This window comes from Streptomyces azureus (assembly GCF_001270025.1).
Classification (GTDB): domain Bacteria; phylum Actinomycetota; class Actinomycetes; order Streptomycetales; family Streptomycetaceae; genus Streptomyces; species Streptomyces azureus.
In genome coordinates this window covers 47,185-64,762 of record NZ_DF968216.1, presented here as the reverse complement: position 1 = coordinate 64,762, position 17,578 = coordinate 47,185, and the positions used below count along the sequence as shown (strand labels likewise).

Here is a 17,578-nt window from a genome sequence, read left to right as displayed (position 1 = left end):
ATCGGTGTGGAACGTTCGTCGGCGCGGCGGCCGGCGGGTGTCAGCCCGCCACGGCCAGGAGCGGGGTGCGGTCGAGCGCCGCGGAGAACTGGTCGACGACCTGGGTGAGCGCCTCGGCGGCGGCCGGCGCGACGGTCAGGAACCCGTCGTCGTGCACGGTGATGTCCTTGTCGAGGGTGAACCAGCCCTGCACTATGTGGGCCGCGCCCATGGAGGCGAGCACCGGGCGCAGGGCGTAGTCGATGGCCAGGACATGGGCGATGCTGCCGCCGGTGGCGAGCGGCAGCACGGTCTTGCCAGTGAGTGCGTACTGAGGGAGCAGGTCCAGCAGTGCCTTGAGGACACCGGAGTAGGACGCCTTGTAAACGGGGGTGCCGACGACGACGCCGTCGGCATGTGCGAACAGGTCGGTGGCCTCGACGATCGCGGGGTGGCGGAAGTCCGCGCCGAACAGCGCCTCGGCGGGGATGGCGCGGACGTCGAGGGGGATCACGTCATGGCCCTGTGCGGACAGCCGCTCGTCCAGGTGGCGCAGAAGTCGGTTGGTGCGGGAGGAGGCGGAGGGGCTGCCGGAGACGGACAGGACGGTGGCCATGGGGTCTCTTTCCGGGAGAGGGCGCGACTGCGCGTGGCAACGCCGAATTCGGGGACGCCGCATTCAACGGGCGTGACTGAGTGCAGAATTCAGGCGTGAGGAAAACGCACCGCGCATGACGTGCCGTCGGCGCGACGGTGATCAGCCGACGGCGAATGCGGCGGTGGGGAGAAGCGGCGAGCCGGGAGACTCAGGCTGCGGCGCGACAGGAAGCGCTGGAGACGCGTGCGAGGTCGACGTGGCGTCGCCGCGTGAGGTCCAGTCGCATGGTCATGCCATGGATCGTGGCAGCGGAAGACGACGGCCGTCAAGGAGATCGCGGCTCATCTCGTATCCCGGACGATGGATTTCACGACCCCGGATTTCAGGACCCTGGGTTCCAAGGGCCATGGATTTCAGCCTTCGACGCCATTCAGTCGTCTCAGTCGCTTCGGTCGCCGTCCGACGGAACCACCACGAGGAAGGCGTCCGACTCCAGGTCCATCACGACGGTGGCCGGCTCGCCCTCGGCGCGGCGGCGGGCCGCGTACTCCTCCGCCGGCCATGATCCGCGCGGAGCTCCCGCCGGGAACCGCTCCAACACCTTCGCGCCGATGGCCGCAGACACGTCCGCTGCCCTCCCCTGTCCCGCGCCGCCTCCCGACGACGTCGATCCGTCACTGTCGTACACATCCGGTTGCCCCCGATCCGCCTGGACATGTACCGCCCGGTAGAGGTTCACACCTCCACCGACCTCTACACATAAAGGATAAATAAGCGCAGAATGAACTTACGCGGCGCTTACCGCACACCCACCAGACGCGGTCGCCCTGCAAGACGAAGGAGACGAATCATGGCCAACGTCTCGCCCACCAGAGGTGACATAACCAGCCACCCTGATGCCTCCGAGATGCGGGATCGGTACGCCCGCGTGCTCGGTGGTCGCGATGTGGCGCTCGTGGACGGACCGGTGTTCCTGCTCGGTCTGTACTGCGCGGCCTCCCCGTGGATAGTCCACTACACGACCAGCCAGCCGCCGCTCGTGACACACAACCTGATCATGGGCATCGCGATCGGTCTCCTGGCGCTCGGGTTCACTCGCGCTCCGGAGCGTATGTACGGCCTGAGCTGGGCCATGTGCGCACTCGGGGTGTGGATGATCATCTCGCCGTGGGTCGTCGGCGAGAGCCCGGACACCGGCGTCGTGTGGAACAACATCATCATCGGTGCACTGGCCGTGATTCTGGGTCTGGTCTGCGCCGGCACGGCGGCGAAGGCCTCCACGAGGTCCTAGGCCCACCGGAAGCAAGCCGAAGGCCGGTCCGCGCCCGGACCGGCCTCTCCATGTCCGCACCGGCGTGTGCCGGCCGTCAGCGGGCACACGCACTACCGCGGGGGTCCCGAGGAGAAGGGGCGGAGATGGAAGTCGACGGCATCATCAGTGCGATCGTGATCGGCATCGTCATCGGCGTCCTCGGCCGGCTCGTGGTCCCGGGCCGTCAGCGGATCGGAATCCTGTGGACGATCCTCGTCGGCATCATTGCCGCGCTGGTCGGCTCCGCGATCGCCGCCGCGTTCGACGTCGCCGACACCAAGGGCGTCGACTGGGTCGAGTGGCTCATCCAGATCGGTCTCGCCGCGCTCGGCGTCGCCGCACTGGACCGCTCGAAGGCACGCCGCTGACCGCGTAGGACGGCGACGGCGTCACGACAGCGACAGTACGGCGTGGCCGCAGCACGTGCGTGACACGAGGAGACACATGGCGCCCGGCGTGCCGTGACCCGGCGGCCCGGCACGCCGGAGCCGTATGTCCGCCGGCATCAGCGGCCCGCCGACCGCATCGCCGCGAGCCCCTCACGGCTGGACGGGTACAGCGGCGTCCAGCCCAGCTCGCGTTCCGCCTTGGCACAGGACACCACCAGCCGCGACGACACCACCGTGTGCATGTACGACATGGGGTTCACCAGCCACAGCGGTACGGTCATCGGCTTCGGCAGTCCGAACACCCCGGCCACGCTCTCGACATGGGCGCGGAGGCCGAGCGGGGTGCGGTCGGCGATGTTGTACGCCTGCCCGGACCGGCCGCGTTCCACGGCGGCGACCACCGCGCGGGCCGCGTCGGTGAGCTCCACCCACGGCAGCACCCGGCCGCGGTCGGCGGGCACGGGCAGTTGCCGCCTGCGCAGCAGGGGCAGCAGGGCGTCTGTGCCGCCGGGGCCGTAGAACACGCCGAAGCGGAGCGCGATGCCCTCCAGCGCCTCGGCCCCGAAGGCGAGCCGCTCCTTGGTCCGCATGGCCGCGATGTGCCGCTCCAGCCGAGGGGTCCTGCCGCGCGGGCCGAAGGGGTCGTCCTCGATGACCGGGCGGTCGCCGTGGTCCCCGTAGCCGTAGCCGAAGACCATCGACTCCACGACGAAGCGGCGGGCGCCGGTGACCCGGGCGGCTTCGACGAGGTGGGCCGTGCCCTCGGTGCGCAGCGCATCGGTGGCGAACATGTCGCGGTCGCGCATGGGGGGCTTGCGCAGGGCGGTCGCGGCGTGGATCACGGTGTCGAAGTGGTGTCCGTCGACGGCGCGCAGCAGCGCGGCGCGGTCCATGAGGTCGGCGCGGATGCCGTTGCCGGGGCTCCGGCCCAGTCCGGTGACCTTGTGGCCCGCCTCGGTCAGGGCGCGGGTGACGTGCCGGCCGAGGACGCCGCTCGCGCCGGCGAGGAGGATGCTCTGGTTCTTCTGGATCGTCGTCATGACCATGCGACGGACCGGGCGGGCGTGGATGTGACATCCGGGCGGGGGCGGCCGACCGGCTACGGCGTGTACAGGTAGGGCGTCGTCGTGGTCAGCGGGGTGAAGCCCAGGTGTTCCAGGATGGGGCGGCTCTGGCTGGAGGCGTCGACCTGGAGGTAGCGGTAGCCGCGTGCCGCGGCGGCGCGGGCGCGGTGGGCCACCAGGGCGCGGTAGACGCCGCGGCCGCGCCAGCTCTCGACGGTGCCGCCGCCCCACAGGCCGGCGAACCGCGTGCCGGGCACCAGTTCCATGCGGGCCGCGCTCACCGGCTCGTCGCCGGCCATCGCCACGACGGCGACGACAGTGTCCGGGTCGGCCGAGAGCCGGGCGAGGAGCTGGTCGCGCAGCCAGGAGCTGTCCGCACCGAACGCCTTCTCGTGGACATCGGCCACGAGGTCCACACCCGTCGGATCGGTGACCGGCTCCAGACGGACGCCCGGCGGCGGTTCGGCGTCGAGAACCAGCTCGCCGATCTCGCCGATCATCAGCGTCTCCTCGGGTTCGGGCCTGAACCCGGCCGCACGCAGCCGCTGCCCGAGATCCGCCGGCCGGTCGTGTCCGTACAGCTTCCACTCGAATTCGAGGCCGAGTCCGGTGTAGTGGGCGATCTGCGCGGCGATCGCCGCGTCCGCCTCAGCCTCGTCGAGAGCGGACCACACGACGCCGTTCCAGCCCTGCGCGGTGGCGACGCAGCGCACCACGCCGCCGGTCCGCTCGACGCGGCCGCCGGGGTCGTCCGGCCGCGCCCCCTCGCGCAGCTCACGGTCGAACAGGGCGAGCAGCGCGGGGTGATCCGTATGAGCCATGGGCACACCTCAGCAGGCGCCGGGGGGCCGGGCAACTCGTTTTCCGGTGCGGCCGTACGCCCCGGCGGCCGTACAGTCCTGTCGATCACGTCGTCACCAGGAAGGGCCCGGCACCATGGTCGTGAAGGACACGGAACTGCCGTACCTGCGCCGCTGCGTGGAGCTCGCGGCCGAGGCGCTCGAAGCCGGGGACGAGCCGTTCGGTTCGGTCCTGGTCGGCGGGGACGGCACGGTCCTCGGCGAGGACCACAACCGGGTGGCCTCGGGCGATCGCACGCGGCACCCCGAGTTCGAGCTGGCGCGCTGGTCGGCGGCCCGCCTCACGCCCGAGGAGCGGGCGGCGGCCACGGTCTACACCTCCGGCGAGCACTGCCCGATGTGTGCGGCCGCGCACGCCTGGGTCGGTCTGGGGCGCATCGTCTACGTCGCCTCCTCCGAACAACTCACATCCTGGATGAGCGAGTTGGGAATCCCCGCCCCGCCGGTGCGGACACTCCCCGTCCACGAGGTGGCACCAGGCGTAGTCGTGGACGGTCCGGTGCCCGAACTGGCGGAACGGGTGAGGGAGTTGCACGTCCGGTTCCATCGAGGACGCGACTGAGACACCCGGCCGGTACCGGCCCGTCAGGCTGACCCCCTCCGCCCGGGCCGGGGGACCGGCCGAGATGCAGGGCGGCGCGGCCGAACGTACGATCGAATTAAACAGACCAGGCGTATGCCTCGGTCTCCCCGACGGGGGGAGACGCATGTCCTTGCTGTCAGCACGTCGGCTGAGGGCCGCCCCGATCGCCTTCGTCTCGGTCGCCACAATCGTGTACATGACCGTGCGACTTCGCGTCCTGCGACTGCCTGGGGTTCGACTGGGAACCGGAGATCGTGGATGCCGTCGATCCCGCGGTACGCCAGTGGGGCACGCACCCCGGCTGGTCGCGGCTGCTGGGCAGTCCGCGGCTGTACCCCGGCATCGAGGAGCGGCTCGCCGCGCTGCTGTGCGCGCCGGACGCGCTGCTGCTGCCCACGCTGACGCTGGTGCACGCCTCGGTGATCCCGGCGCCGGCGCCGAGGACGGGCACGTCTTCGTGGAGGCGACCGCGCACTGGGCCGTCTACGACGGCTGCGTGGCGGCCCGTACCCAGGGCGCCACCCTGCGCCGCTTCCACGCGGAGCGGCTCGACGAGCTGCGTGCCCTGCTGTCCGGGGTGCCGCCGGGCACGCCCCGGCTGGTGTGCATGGACGGCGCAAAGCATGAGCGGCAGCATCCCCGACCTGCCCGCGCTGGCCGCGGTGTGCCGGGCCGAAGGAGCGACCCTGTACGTCGACGACGCGCACGGCTTCGGCGTGATCGGCGAACGCGGGCCGGGCGAGACCTGCCCGTACGGCATGCGCGGCAACTGCGTGGTGCGGCACACCGGGGGGTCGTACGACGGCATCGTGCTCGTGGGCGGTGGCATCTACGTGACGCTCGCCGGCTATCCGCTCGTGCCCCGTGACCGGGTGGGCTTCCGCATCCAGCTCACGGTGCTCACCTCCGACGACGACATCGACCGCCTGAACGGGACCCTGACCCGGCTGTCCGAGCGTTTCCCGCTGCGGCTGAAGGGCTAGACGGCCATGACGACACACAACGACGACGTGGACTGGGACCGCTGGCCGGTCGCCGACTACCTCCGCGAGAACTACCGCGAGGTGCATCCCTCGGACGCGGCGGTCATCGCGCACCACAGCGCGTTCTACCGCCGCTTCCCGCGCGGCGCCATCGCCCGCTCGGTGGAGTTGGGAGCGGGTCCCAACCTTTACCCGTTGATCCTCGCGTCCGGCGCGAGCCGCAAGATCGACGCCGTGGAGGCGGGCGCGAGCAACGTCGCCTACCTCCAGGACCAGATCTGCCACCGCCTCGACGCGAGCTGGCTCCCCTTCCACGCGCTGTGCCGGCGGCTCAACCCGGACGTGCCGGCGACCCTGGCCGGGGCGCTGGCGCATGTGAACGTCGTCCACGCCGACGTCCGGACCCTGCCACCCGGCTCGTACGAACTCGCCTCCATGCACTTCGTCGCCGAGGGCGCGACGGAGGACTTCGCCGAGTTCGCCGACTTCTGCCGCACCTTCGTCCGCACCGTCGAGCCGGGCGGCCACCTGGTCGCCGCGTTCATGGAGAACATGCCGACGCACCGCATCGGCCCGGCCTCCCGCTGGCCCGGCTGCCCGGTCAGCCCGGCAACCGTGACAGAAGTCTTCACCCCCCTGACCCGCGACCTGGACGTCACCCACATCGACACGGACCCGACCCTGCCGGACTACGGCGATTCCGGGATGGTGCTGCTGACGGGGGTGGCGGAGGCGGTCTTAGGGCACTGGTCCGGCCGTCACTGACGGTCACCCGGCAACCGACCGGGACCTGCGGCGGCTCCGGCTGCGGGCCGAGCGGGCGAGGTTTCGCCGTCGACGATCATGGCCGTGCGCTGAGCGGACCGAGGCTCCGCCGCCCACGGGCGGCTGCCCGAGCACGAACACGAAACGGAGCGCCGCCGACGATCCCAGCGGCACCGCCGAGGGTACGGGCACTGACCCGCCCGGCCCCGGCCCCATCGGCGACGCCGTCCGGCGCGACCGCAGGGGACGGCGCGGCCGACGGGCGCGTGAGCGGCGTCGTGTGAGGGCGCCCGCTGGGACACGAAGGATCCGCTGCATCAGCCGCGGCACGGGCACCGTGGAATCTCCGTCGGTGGGGCCGCCAGGACTGCGCCCTTCGGCACCCGGGCGGCAGGACCTCGGCGGCGGAGCCCTCCGGACCCCGGCAGGCGGGCAGTCGAGCCCTGGCCCGCAGGGCCGTCGGTGCCCCGGCCGTGGTCGGACTCGCCTGACGAGTCCGACGAGTCCGACGAAAACGGCGAGGCAGCTCCGGAAGCCGCGCAGCGGAACGCCGCCGGCCGTCCGTTCAGCCGTCCGCCCCCGGCCGGAAGCGCCGGCGCAGGACGACTCCCCCGACCACCAGTGCCGCGCTCGCCGCGACGGCCTGGAGGGTGTGGTCCGTGCCTGTGCGTGCCAAGGCGCCGGTGGCACGGGGGGCCGTGTGTGGGGCGGGTTCGGGGGCCGGGTGAGGCCGGGGTGGAGTGGGCGGCTTCGAGGCCGGCTCCGGTGGGTGGTGGGGGCGGACCGGGCGGTCGCCCGGTGTGTTCGAGGACTCGTTTCCGGTCGACGCGTTGCCGGCGCCGACCACGTTCACGGTGTTGCCGGTGACGTTGACCGGCACGTCGACGGGCAACTGCACGCCGTTGCCGGAGACCACACCCGGTGAATGCTTTCCGCTGCCTTCCGCGACCGCGCCGCCGGGCTTGCCGGGCCGGCCTGCCCGCCCGTCGTCCTTGTTCGCGCAGCTGTTGCCCGCGGCGGGGTTGAGGAGCCCCACCACGTTCACGGTGTTCCCGCACGCGTTCACCGGGACGTGCACCGGCAGCTGGACAGTGTTGCCGGAGACCACCCCGGGCGAACCGGCCGCCGAGCCGTCCGCCCCGGAACCGGCGTACGCGGGGACGGTCAGGGCCATCGCGCCAGAGGCGGCGGCGACGGCGATCACGCCGTTTCGGGTAACCCGTTTCATAGGTTCCCTGCCTTCCAGACATCGTCGCGGGCACTCGCCCGCACGAGATAAAACGCGGACAGCCGATCCGAGTTATGGCTTATCGGCCTTTCACTCCATCGAGCGGCCCGGTTGTCGAACTAGCGGTAAAGCCCTTCGTATACGCGACGCGGCCGCGCAGCATAGGGCACTCCGCCCACGCCCGCCCGTCCGGAGGCGCGGCTCCCGGTGCCCGCTTATGGTGAGCGAGGGCGCCGGTCCCCGGTCCGCTGCGGGGCGCCCCCTGGAGGCATCGATGCTGGCCAAGCTGTCCACGCGCCCCACGGTGAGGCGCTGCGCGGTCCCCTGTGCGGCCGGGCTCGCCCTGCTGGGTGCGGGGCTGCCGGCGGCGGACGGCCCCGGGCCCGGCCTGGGGCGCTTCTACGACCAGAAGGTCAAGTGGTCGGCGTGCGAGGGCGAGGACATGCCGAAGGACCTCCAGTGCGGCAAGGTCACCGTCCCCCTCGACTACGCCGAACCCGGGAAGGGGACCCTCGATCTCGCCCTGGCCCGCTACCGGGCCACGGGAAAGTCCCGGGGGTCGCTGTTGCTGAACTTCGGCGGCCCGGGCGGTCAGGGCGTGGGCCAGCTCGCCATGGCCGGCAAGGACTTCATGGGCCTGACGAACGGCTACGACGTGGTCGCCTTCGACCCCCGGGGCGTCGGTCGCTCCTCGCCGGTCAGCTGCGGCAACGCTCCGGACGACCCACTGGACGCGACGGACGGCGACGCCGCCGTGGCCGATCCGCAGGCCGTGCTCGAAAAGCTGCGCGACGCGGCGGCCGAGTGCACCGAGCACTCGGGTGCCGTCCTGCGCCACATCGGCACGGTGAACGCCGCCCGCGACCTGGACGTCATGCGCGACGCGCTCGGCGACGGCGAGCTCAACTACCTGGGCTTCTCCTACGGCAGCCGGCTCGGCGCGGTGTACGCGGCCCAGTTCCCCGACAAGGTCGGCAGGATGGCGCTGGACGGCGTCGACACACTCACAGAGCCGCTGTCCGAGCAGGGTGTGGTGAGCGCACAGGGGCAGCAGACCGCGTTGGAGAACTTCCTCGCCTGGTGCACGGAGGACATCGCCTGCCCGTTCGGGCAGAATCCGCGGGAGGCCAGGGAGCACGTCGTCCAGGTGGTCGAGTCGCTCGACGAGGACCCGGTGCCGACCGACTTCGGCGAGGCGTTCTCCGGCCAGGACTTCGCGGGCGCCCTCGCACAGGGGCTGTACAGCAAGGAGCTGTGGCCCTCGCTCCAGCGGGCCGTCGCGCAACTGCTCGAGGACGGCGACACCAGCCGCCTGGAGGCCTTCGCGTCCGGAGGCGTCGGCCTTCCCCCGTGGCGGGCGGCCCACGGCGGGCTCGTCGACCCGCAGGACGTGCCCCCGGACAACCTGTCGGCGGCGCTGATGGCGGTCAACTGCGCGGACGATCCCGACCGCCCCTCCGCCGCGCAGGTCGGCAGGGACCTCGGCCGGCTGCGCGCCCGCTACGAGCGGGCGTCGCCGGTCTTCGGCCGGTACCGGCTCACCCAGGTGCTGATGTGCTACGGCCGCCCCAAGGGCACCGACTTCATCCGTGACGAGGTCAAGGACCTCGATGCCCCGAGGATGCTGCTCGTCGGCACGCGGGGCGACCCGGCCACGCCGTACCGCTGGACGGTGGAGACGGCCGAGCGGATCGGGTCGTCGGCCGTGGTGCTCGACAACCGGAGCGAGGGCCACACCGGCTACGGCTCCTCCAAGTGCGTGCACCGCAAGGTCGACGCGTTCCTGCTGTACGGCACTCTTCCGCCGGACGGCAGTTCCTGCGGCTCCGACCACGACTCCGAGTGAGCGGGTGCGGCCACGGGCCCCATGGTCAGGCGAGTGAGACCTCGGGTGCGTAGAGGTCCAGCCACATCGCCAGGTCGCCGGTCCGCTCCAGGCCCCGCCGTGCCGCCTGGCTGCTCACGGGAGTGTCGCGGTGCGCGGCCTGCCGGAGCCGTTCGGGGTCGACGAGGTCGAAGACCGGGTGGTCCGGCCGCGCCAGGAGATCCTTCGCCTGGTTCCGGAGGGCGACCGCGTACTTCGGGCCCTGCGTGGACGCGTAGGGGCTCTTGACGCCACGCGCCGGCGGGCCAGCGGGTTGGCGAGGATCGCCTTCGACTCGGAGCCGAACAGGACGCCGTCGGGAGTGGGGTGGTAGTAGAGGGGCTTGATGCCCATGCGGTCGCGGATCAGCACGAGCCGGTCGGTGCGGCCGTCCCAGACGGCGAAGGCATACATGCCGTTCACGCGCTCGGCGACGGCATCGCCCCACTCGAGATGGCCGCGCAGGACGACCTCGGTGTCGGAGTCGGTGGTGAAGCGGTGGCCGCGGGTGGTGAGCTCACCGCGCAGTTCGGTGAGGTTGTAGGCCTCGCCGGAGTAGACGAGGGCGACGGTGCCGTGCGGGATGGCGGCGGTCATGGGCTGGCGGCCGCCGGGCAGGTCGATGATCAGGAGCCTGCGGTGTCCGAGGCCGGCGGGCCCCTCAGCCCAGACGCCGCGGTCGTCCGGTCCGCAGCAGCCCATCGTCTCGGTCATCGCGTCCAGGGTCGCTGCGTCGGCACTCAGGTCGCGGTCGAAGGAGACCCAGCCGACGTCGCACGTACGCGCATCTCCGCAAATCAGCTGTATTGACCATCTAGATTTCGAGCGTGCGACAGCGACCGGCCTCCGGTCGACTCGCCTGCAACCTGAGCGCGACCTACCCCCCGGTTCCCGAAATTTGCACGCGCAATGTCCGAGGATCCGCTCCCTGACGGGGGTCTCCGTCGGAAATCGGCCAGCGGCAAAAACTTCCCCAACTCCCGGGCGACGCGGCCGCATCCCCACACACCCGAACCGGTGGGACGGTTGCCCCAAATGCCCCAATGGTGAATCGGTTCTATCGTTCTGTCATGGAGCACGTTATGAGTCCCGCGACCCTTGCCGAGCTGCGGCGCCCGCGCCCCTACCCCGCGGTCTCCGTGCTGACGCCGACCCACCGGCGCGATCCCTACAAGACCCAGGACCAGGTCCGGCTGCGCAACGCGGTGGCCGAGGCCAAGCGACAACTGGAGGCGGATCCGGCGGTAAGCCGCGAACGACGGGCCGAGGTCGCCCGGCACCTCGACCAGGCCCTGTCCGAGGTCGATCTGACGCACGCCGAGGACGGCCTGGCGATCTTCGCCGCTTCCGGCGAGCACCAGGTGTGGTCGCTCGCCCGGCCCGTGCCCGAACGCGTGGTGCTCTCGGACACCTTCCTCACCCGCAACCTCGTCTCCGCCCAGACGGCGGAGCGGCCGTTCTGGGTGCTGTCGCTCTCCGCCGACCGCGCCACCCTGTGGAACGGCGGTGTCGACCGCGTCGCCGAGGAACGCGCCGACGGCTTCCCGTTGACCCGCCGCGTGGAGAACTTCGACCCGGAACGGCAGCAGCGGGTCGGCGACCTGGCGAGCGCCTTCCGGGAGGAGCGCACCCGCCAGTTCCTGCGTGAGGCCGACACCGCGATGAGCACCGTCCTGCGCGAGCACCCGCGACCGCTGTACGTCACCGGCCCGCCGGCCGCCCTCGCCCTGCTGGACGAGGTCGGAAGCGCCACCAAGGGGGCGGTGCACGTCCCGCACGGCGGTCTCGCACACGGGACGCCCGAGTCCGTGTGGCAGGCCGTTCGGCCCGTGATCGAGACGGAGGCCCGCAGGAACACGGAAGCCGTGACCCGCACCCTCGAAACAGCCCGCGGGCGGAGGGAGTTCGCCGCCGGTGTCGACGAGCTCTGGCAGAGCGCCCGGGACGGCCGTGTCCGGCTGCTGGCCGTCGAGGAGAACTACCGGGTGACGGTCCGCGAGGCCGGGGACCATCTGATCCTCGCCGAGAGCGGCGACCTCGAGGGCCGCGAGGACATCGTGGACGAGATCGTCGAGCAGTGCCTGGAGACCGGAGCCGACGTCCGCTTCGTACCGGACGGCACACTCCGTGAGGCGGACGGCATCGCAGGAGTTCTGCGGTACTGAAACCATCGAACACAGGGTCGTCGAACACTCGCGGCAACTGAGTGCCGCCTTCCCGACGGGTCGTCAAACTCCCTGTGTAATCTACGACTTGATCCTCCGGGGAGCCTGCTCCGCACCTACCTCGGAGTAACTCCGTGAGACTATGGCATATGCCAGAAGCACCACCGTATCGTGTGTTGCCGATTCCCTTACAGGGCGTCGCGGGCTGTGCAACAGTCGTAACGGTCCCTCCGTCCGCCTTGGTCGAACCGTCCCCGCATCGGAGTGCGTCATGCCGTCCCACCTCTCCGCGGACCGCCCAGCCGCCCAGCCGCCCGGACGCGGCTCGGTCGAGTCGCTGATATCGCAGACGCGGCGGCTCAAGGGCGACGTGGACGCCGTGCGGCGCGACGCCGAGGAGGACGGATCGGACCACCCCCGGGGACGCTGGCAGCGCGCCCTGTGCGACCTGGCCCTGCACCAGCTCAACGACCTCGACGAGTACCTGGCCCAGCTGCGGGACGAGCCCCTGCCCACGGCGGCCCCCGAAACCGCCGCGCCCGCACCCGGCTCCCTGCTCAGCCGGGTCGGCAGCGCCGAGTGGAACCTGCTGACGGACGAGGCCAGTTGGTCCCGGGAGCTCTACCAGATCCTGGGCCGCGGCCCCGCCGCTCCCCCGCTCACCCTTGACGAGCTGCCGTCCCTGGTGCTCGACGAGGACCGGCCGAAGCTGACGGCGATGGTCACGAACTGCCTCGTCGACGCCCGGCCCATCGACGGCGAGTTCCGCATCGCACGTCGGGACGGCGACGTACGGACCGTGCACATGATGGGCGAACCGGTCCTCGACACTGACGGAAGCACCGCGTCGATGTGGGCCGTGCTGCGGGACGTCAGCGAACTGCGCCGCAGCCAGCGGGAGGTGAGCGAGACCCGTGACTCGCTCACCGACCGGCGGCAGGAAGCGCAGACCGAGCACCGGATCGCGGTCGAGTTGCAGGAGGCCGTGCTGCCGCAGTGGCGCGGCTCCCTGCGGCTCCCGTGCCAGGGTCCCAGGACCCTCGACCTCGTGGCCCGGCACCTGCCGGCGTCCACGAACACGCTGATCGGCGGCGACTGGTACGACGCGCTCGAACTGACCGACGGCGAGACGCTCCTCGGCGTCGGCGACCTCACCGGACACGGCGTCGGCGTCACGTCGAACATGGCGATGCTGCTCGGTGCCGTACGCGGCATGGCCATGGCCGGCGCCCCGCCCGGCCGGCTGATGGCCTGGCTGAACCAGTTACTCGACGCCACCGTGCAACCCACCCTCGGCAGCGCCGTCTGCTGCCGCTACCGCCCCGGGACCCGCACCCTGGTCTGGGCGCAGGCCGGACACCCCGCCCCGCTGCTGTTCCGCGACGGGACGGGGCGCGTGCTGAACGCACCGGACGGCGTCCTGCTCGGCGCCACCTCGGGCGCCGTCTACGGGCAGACCGAAGAGACCCTCGAGGTGGGCGACCTGCTGCTCCTGCACACCGACGGGCTGGTACCCGGGCACACCGGAACAGCTGCCGCGAACCTCCTCCTCGGCCTGGCGCCGCGCCTGGCCGCTGACCGCACCGCGGAGGACTGCCTGCGGACGGTCGTCCAGGAGTTCGGCGCGAGCGATCGAGCGGACAACGCCTGCGTGCTCGTCGCCAAAGTCACCTCATAGGAATCTCAGGTCTGTGCGTTGTTGCCGCCCCTGCCCTTCGTCTTCGGAAGCGCGAGTTTGATCTCCTCCCGCAGCTCCTGGATCTTCGGGTAGCCGGAGTACTCGGCCGTGAGCCGGTACATCTGGCGCAGCCGGTCCCAGGTGCGGTGCGAGGAGTTCGATCCCATCGACACCAGGGCCAACCTCGCGTACCGGTCCGCCTGTTCGGGGTCGTCGGCGATGAAGCAGGCCGAGGCCATGGACAGGTAGTCGAAGATCTTCGACCGCTGCCGCCCGTCGATCCGCAGGGCGAGAGCCCTCTCCGCGTAGTACTGCGCGTGCACGGCCGCGTCCGGTTCGAACTCCGCCAGCGTGCGGTAGGACAGGGCCTGCATTCCGTACAGGTCGGCCTCGTCGAACAGTTGCATCCAGCTCGGCGCCGGGACGTCACCCTTGTCGGAGACGAAGAGGTCCTCCGCCTGCCCCAGGGTGCGTCGCATCGCCTGGCCCTTGCCCATGGAGGCCTGCGCCCAGGCCTCCACGGTGCACAGCATGGCCTTGGTGCGCGGCAGCACCTCCTCGCCGGAGCCGGACTGGGCCAGCTTCATCAGGTCCAGGGCGTCGTCCGGCCGGCCCAGGTGCACCATCTGGCGGGCCGCGCGGGAGAGTGCCTCGCCCGCGCGGGGCCGGTCCCCGCCCTCTCTGGCCGCGTGCGCGGCGATGACGAAGTACTTCTGGGCCGTGGGCTCCAGGCCGACGTCGTGCGACATCCAGCCCGCGAGAACGGCCAGGTTGGCCGCGACGCCCCACAGGCGCCGCTGGAGATGGGGTGGGTGACGGTAGGCGAGCATGCCGCCCACCTCGTTGAGCTGGCCCACCACGGCCTTGCGCTGGAGCCCGCCGCCGCGGGCCGCGTCCCAGGCGCGGAACACCTCGACCGAGCGCTCCAGTTCCTCGATCTCCTGCGACCCGATGGGGGCGGCCTCGTAGCGGTCGAACCCAGCGGGGTCGGCGTGCAGGGGATGATCGAGGTCGGGAGCGTCGGCGGTCAGGGCAGGGTCGGTGTGCAGCCAGTCGTACATGGCGCTGCTGAGTGCGGATCCCGCGGCGAGCGCGGCGCCCGCGCCCACCAAGCCGCGTCGGTTGAGCATGAGGTCCATTCCCGTGAATTCGGTGAGGACCGCGGCGGTCCGCTCGGGCGCCCACGGCACTCCGTCGGGAGACTCCGCACTCCCGCCGCCCTGCCGTTTCCCCGCACGCCCGTGCCGGACCAGACCGAGGTCCTCAATGGTCACGACACGGCCGAGACGCTCGGTGAACAGAGCCGCCAGCACCCGCGGTACCGGATCGCGCGGGATCTCTCCCATGTCGATCCAACGCCGCACCCGGGAGGTGTCGGTCGACAGCTGGGGGTGGCCCATGGCCGCCGCCTGCCGGTTGACCAGCCTCGCGAGTTCGCCCTTGGACCAGCCGGCCAGGCCGAACAGGTCCGCGAGCCGGGTGTTGGGTTGTCCGCTCACGTCAAGCCCCCAGGTTCTCGGCTGAGTTGACAGTAGCCCGGGGAGACTTGCCGGGCGACTATTCGCCAGGGTTCGCCAGGGTGCGCCAGATGGTGTGCCACTGGGCATCGGGTGTCAGGTAGGAACGCGCCACCCCGACCCGGTCGCCGCAGGGACATTCCCCAGGGTGCTCCCGGGAGCCCGGGCCGGGTGGTGCGTTGTCGTCGCAGGCACACGAAGGGATCTGTTCAACCCATGTACGCAGCATCGTCCTCCGTGTCCGCACCGCCCCGGTCGCTGCACTCCCGTCCCACGGACAGCGGCCCCTACCTCGCCCCCGCGCGTTCGGCGTCCCCCGTGCTCGGTGCGGGCAGGGCACGGCGCGGCGCGGTACTCGGCACCCAACCGCTCAGCGGGAGACTCGACTTGTCCGGCCCCCAGGGAGCGCAGCTGCGCACGGCGATCGCGTCGGTGCACCGCATCTGCCCGGAGTTCGCCCCGGTGCAGGTCCTGCGCCGCAACGGACGGGCCGTGCTCCTGGTCGGTACGACCGGTCGCAGCTCGGCCGTCGCCAAGTGTTTACTGGACCACTCCCCCGCCTGGTCCGAGCGGATCCGCCACGAGATAGCGGCGTACCGCTCGTTCGTCCGGCACCGCCCTCCGGTGCGGGTGCCGAGACTGATCGCGGCGGACCCGGACAACTGCACACTGGTGATCGAGCGGATGCCGGGGCGGGTGGCGGCGCTCCAGCGGCACCCGGCCGAGGCGCCACCGCGGGCGGACATCAGGGCGGCACTCGGCGCGATCTGCCGGCTGAACGCCTGGCGGCCGCCGACGGGCACCTTCGACGCACCGCTGGACTACGCGGCCCGCATTTCGCGGTACCACGAGCTGGGCCTGCTCACCGACCGGGACCTGGGTGATCTCCAGAAGCTGCTGCACGGCATCGCTCAGGCAGCCGGGCGGCAGGGCATGGGCCAGTTCTGCCACGGCGACGCACTGTTGTCGAACATCCTCCTGTCACCGGCCGGTCCAGTGCTGGTGGACTGGGAACACGCGGGCTGGTATCTGCCGGGGTACGACCTGGCGACGCTGTGGTCGGTGCTCGGGGACGCGCCGGTGGCACGTCGCCAGATCAGCCAGATCGCCCAGTCGGCGGGCCCGGCGTCCAGGGATGCCTTCCTGGTGAACCTGATGCTGGTACTGACCCGGGAGATCCGTACGTACGAGACGGCCGTGCAGCGTTCGATGCACGACGCGACCCCGGCGGCACCGGGTACGGCCCACCCTGGTGCTGCGCCGTCCGGCGAGGAGCAGCGGCTGCTGCTGCGGCGGCTGCACGACGACTGCCAGATGGCCCGGCGGGCCGTGCGCGCGGCGGTCGGCACTCGCTGACGGGGACGAAGAGGCCGCTGTGCGCCTGGTCAGGCGCACAGCGGCCCTTTCGTGTGCGGGCTGCCGCCGGGTTCAGCCCTGCTGGAAGAGCTCCGCGGGCAGTGGTTTGAGGAGGGCGTAGAGGTCGTCCGTGATGGGGCGGTCCCAGGCGGCGATGGTCACCAGGACGTTGTCGCTGCGGTCGAACTGCACGCAGGAGATGCGGCCCTCGGAGAGCTTGACGCGGCGCACGATCAGGAGGTTGTCGCCCTGCATCACCGGCACGTCCTCGGTGCCGACGACGGTGACCTCCTCGTCGTTCTCCAGTGCCAGCAGCAGCTGCGCCACCTCGAAGGGGACCTGTCCCTCGGGGACCTCGCGGGCCGGGGAGCCCTCCGGCAGATTGCCGATGATCATGGCGGGGCCGCGGCCGCCGAACAGGTCGTAACGCAGGAAGACGCCCTGGCAAGTGCCGTCGGGGGCGGGCAGCAGTCCCGCACCGAGGTTGCCGGGCCAGTCGCCCGGGTCCATGGCCAGTACGTCGAAGTCGGGCCCGGCGGGCGTGGCGCTGCGGCGGCGGAGGAACGACATGCCGCCATGGTACGTGGCCCGGCCTGCGAAGTGTCGGGAGGGCGGTGACCCGATCGCAGCTACACCGTCGTCCGGTGCCGTTGGTGGTGGCGGGCCACCCGGGCGCGGTTGCCGCAGGACGGTTTGCACCACTCCTGGCGCGGGTGGTCCTTGAGGAAGTACCGCACGCAGCGGGGCGCGTGGCAGGCCCGCAGCCGGTCGCGGTCGGGGCTCGCGAGGAACACGATCACGGCGTGTGCGAGGGCGGCCGTCAGGTCGTCGCCGGCGCGTACGGGCTGTCGGCGGACGTCGGGTCCGGCCCCCTCGGGCCAGTCCAGGACGGGCACGGTGGGGATTCGGGCGGCGGCCTCGTTGAGGCGCCGTACGGCCTCGGGTACGGGCAGGAGGCGGGTCGCGTCGGCGGGGCTCGGCTCGCCGGGGCGCACGGCGCGGGCGAAGAGCGCGCGGACGGCGGCCCGCAGGTCTCGGACGGCGGCGAGCTGCGCGGCGTCGGCGGTGAAACGGCCGGCGTCCGGCAGGACCTCGGGGTGTGTCCGGACCCAGGCGGTCAGGCCGGCCGGTTCGGTCAGGTCGTCGGCGACACCGCCGTTGGCGTCGTGCCGGACGGTGAGGGCCAGGTCCAGGGCGAGCCGGGCGTCCCTGCTGATCGGTTCCCGCATGTGCCTAA

At 71.7% G+C, this 17,578-nt stretch carries 18 protein-coding genes and 1 pseudogene; 9 read left to right on the top strand and 10 right to left on the bottom strand.

Features of this window, described 5'->3' with window-relative positions:
* Positions 1-40 precede the first annotated feature (40 nt).
* From ssuE to AOQ53_RS05795, 3 genes are all read right to left on the bottom strand, one after another.
* On the bottom strand, positions 41-595 hold the full coding sequence (ssuE, locus tag AOQ53_RS05800; protein ID WP_059415544.1) for an NADPH-dependent FMN reductase: 555 nt from the start codon (positions 593-595) through the stop codon (positions 41-43).
* Positions 596-785: 190 nt separating this feature from the next.
* On the bottom strand, positions 786-863 hold the full coding sequence (locus tag AOQ53_RS47965) for a putative leader peptide (RefSeq protein ID WP_351405193.1): 78 nt from the start codon (positions 861-863) through the stop codon (positions 786-788).
* 153 nt (positions 864-1,016) lie between these two features.
* The gene (locus AOQ53_RS05795) at positions 1,017-1,202 is read right to left on the bottom strand and encodes a hypothetical protein (RefSeq protein ID WP_059415543.1); all 186 of its coding nucleotides are present in this window, start codon (positions 1,200-1,202) and stop codon (positions 1,017-1,019) included.
* A gap of 225 nt (positions 1,203-1,427) precedes the next feature.
* On the opposite strand from AOQ53_RS05795, the gene AOQ53_RS05790 reads away from it, so the two are divergent.
* The gene (locus AOQ53_RS05790; protein WP_059415541.1) at positions 1,428-1,868 is read left to right on the top strand and encodes an SPW repeat protein; all 441 of its coding nucleotides are present in this window, start codon (positions 1,428-1,430) and stop codon (positions 1,866-1,868) included.
* A 125-nt stretch (positions 1,869-1,993) separates the two neighbouring features.
* On the top strand, positions 1,994-2,257 hold the full coding sequence (locus tag AOQ53_RS05785) for a GlsB/YeaQ/YmgE family stress response membrane protein (protein WP_059415539.1): 264 nt from the start codon (positions 1,994-1,996) through the stop codon (positions 2,255-2,257).
* A gap of 137 nt (positions 2,258-2,394) precedes the next feature.
* Here the strand turns inward: AOQ53_RS05785 and AOQ53_RS05780 are convergent, their stop codons facing one another.
* A complete protein-coding gene (locus AOQ53_RS05780) occupies positions 2,395-3,318 on the bottom strand; it encodes an NAD-dependent epimerase/dehydratase family protein (protein ID WP_059415644.1) in 924 nt (307 codons plus the stop codon).
* A 59-nt stretch (positions 3,319-3,377) separates the two neighbouring features.
* A complete protein-coding gene (locus AOQ53_RS05775; protein WP_059415538.1) occupies positions 3,378-4,163 on the bottom strand; it encodes a GNAT family N-acetyltransferase in 786 nt (261 codons plus the stop codon).
* A 115-nt stretch (positions 4,164-4,278) separates the two neighbouring features.
* Between AOQ53_RS05775 and AOQ53_RS05770 the strand changes: the two genes are divergently transcribed.
* The 3 genes from AOQ53_RS05770 (at position 4,279) to AOQ53_RS05755 (ending at position 6,533) form a co-directional block, all read left to right on the top strand.
* Positions 4,279-4,764 carry a nucleoside deaminase gene (locus tag AOQ53_RS05770; RefSeq protein ID WP_059415536.1) on the top strand — a complete coding sequence of 162 codons (486 nt, stop codon included), beginning with the start codon at positions 4,279-4,281 and terminating at the stop codon, positions 4,762-4,764.
* Between the two features lie 644 nt (positions 4,765-5,408).
* Positions 5,409-5,768: a PLP-dependent aminotransferase family protein gene (locus AOQ53_RS45820; RefSeq protein ID WP_059415532.1), complete on the top strand. Its 360-nt coding sequence runs from the start codon at positions 5,409-5,411 to the stop codon at positions 5,766-5,768.
* 6 nt (positions 5,769-5,774) lie between these two features.
* Positions 5,775-6,533 carry a methyltransferase gene (locus tag AOQ53_RS05755; protein ID WP_059415530.1) on the top strand — a complete coding sequence of 253 codons (759 nt, stop codon included), beginning with the start codon at positions 5,775-5,777 and terminating at the stop codon, positions 6,531-6,533.
* Between the two features lie 565 nt (positions 6,534-7,098).
* Here the strand turns inward: AOQ53_RS05755 and AOQ53_RS47630 are convergent.
* A complete protein-coding gene (locus AOQ53_RS47630) occupies positions 7,099-7,761 on the bottom strand; it encodes a chaplin (protein ID WP_078945173.1) in 663 nt (220 codons plus the stop codon).
* Positions 7,762-8,035: 274 nt separating this feature from the next.
* Between AOQ53_RS47630 and AOQ53_RS05745 the strand changes: the two genes are divergently transcribed.
* The gene (locus AOQ53_RS05745; protein WP_059415526.1) at positions 8,036-9,607 is read left to right on the top strand and encodes an alpha/beta hydrolase; all 1,572 of its coding nucleotides are present in this window, start codon (positions 8,036-8,038) and stop codon (positions 9,605-9,607) included.
* 270 nt (positions 9,608-9,877) lie between these two features.
* Here AOQ53_RS05745 and AOQ53_RS05740 read toward each other — a convergent pair.
* Positions 9,878-10,423: pseudogene (locus AOQ53_RS05740) on the bottom strand (asparagine synthetase B family protein); the annotation flags it as partial.
* A 272-nt stretch (positions 10,424-10,695) separates the two neighbouring features.
* On the opposite strand from AOQ53_RS05740, the gene AOQ53_RS05735 reads away from it, so the two are divergent.
* Both AOQ53_RS05735 and AOQ53_RS05730 read left to right on the top strand, forming a co-directional pair.
* Positions 10,696-11,790, top strand: a complete 1,095-nt coding sequence (locus AOQ53_RS05735) for a baeRF3 domain-containing protein (RefSeq protein ID WP_059415522.1) — start codon at positions 10,696-10,698, stop codon at positions 11,788-11,790.
* A gap of 271 nt (positions 11,791-12,061) precedes the next feature.
* Positions 12,062-13,468 carry a PP2C family protein-serine/threonine phosphatase gene (locus AOQ53_RS05730; RefSeq protein WP_059415520.1) on the top strand — a complete coding sequence of 469 codons (1,407 nt, stop codon included), beginning with the start codon at positions 12,062-12,064 and terminating at the stop codon, positions 13,466-13,468.
* A gap of 5 nt (positions 13,469-13,473) precedes the next feature.
* Here the strand turns inward: AOQ53_RS05730 and AOQ53_RS05725 are convergent, their stop codons facing one another.
* A complete protein-coding gene (locus tag AOQ53_RS05725; RefSeq protein WP_059415518.1) occupies positions 13,474-14,967 on the bottom strand; it encodes a DNA-binding protein NsdB in 1,494 nt (497 codons plus the stop codon).
* Between the two features lie 234 nt (positions 14,968-15,201).
* On the opposite strand from AOQ53_RS05725, the gene AOQ53_RS05720 reads away from it, so the two are divergent.
* Positions 15,202-16,341: an aminoglycoside phosphotransferase family protein gene (locus tag AOQ53_RS05720; RefSeq protein ID WP_059415516.1), complete on the top strand. Its 1,140-nt coding sequence runs from the start codon at positions 15,202-15,204 to the stop codon at positions 16,339-16,341.
* Between the two features lie 72 nt (positions 16,342-16,413).
* Here AOQ53_RS05720 and AOQ53_RS05715 read toward each other — a convergent pair whose 3' ends face one another.
* Together AOQ53_RS05715 and AOQ53_RS05710 are read right to left on the bottom strand one after the other, a co-directional pair.
* A complete protein-coding gene (locus tag AOQ53_RS05715) occupies positions 16,414-16,911 on the bottom strand; it encodes a hypothetical protein (protein ID WP_010033043.1) in 498 nt (165 codons plus the stop codon).
* A 59-nt stretch (positions 16,912-16,970) separates the two neighbouring features.
* Positions 16,971-17,570: a CGNR zinc finger domain-containing protein gene (locus tag AOQ53_RS05710; RefSeq protein ID WP_078945172.1), complete on the bottom strand. Its 600-nt coding sequence runs from the start codon at positions 17,568-17,570 to the stop codon at positions 16,971-16,973.
* Positions 17,571-17,578: the final 8 nt, after the last annotated feature.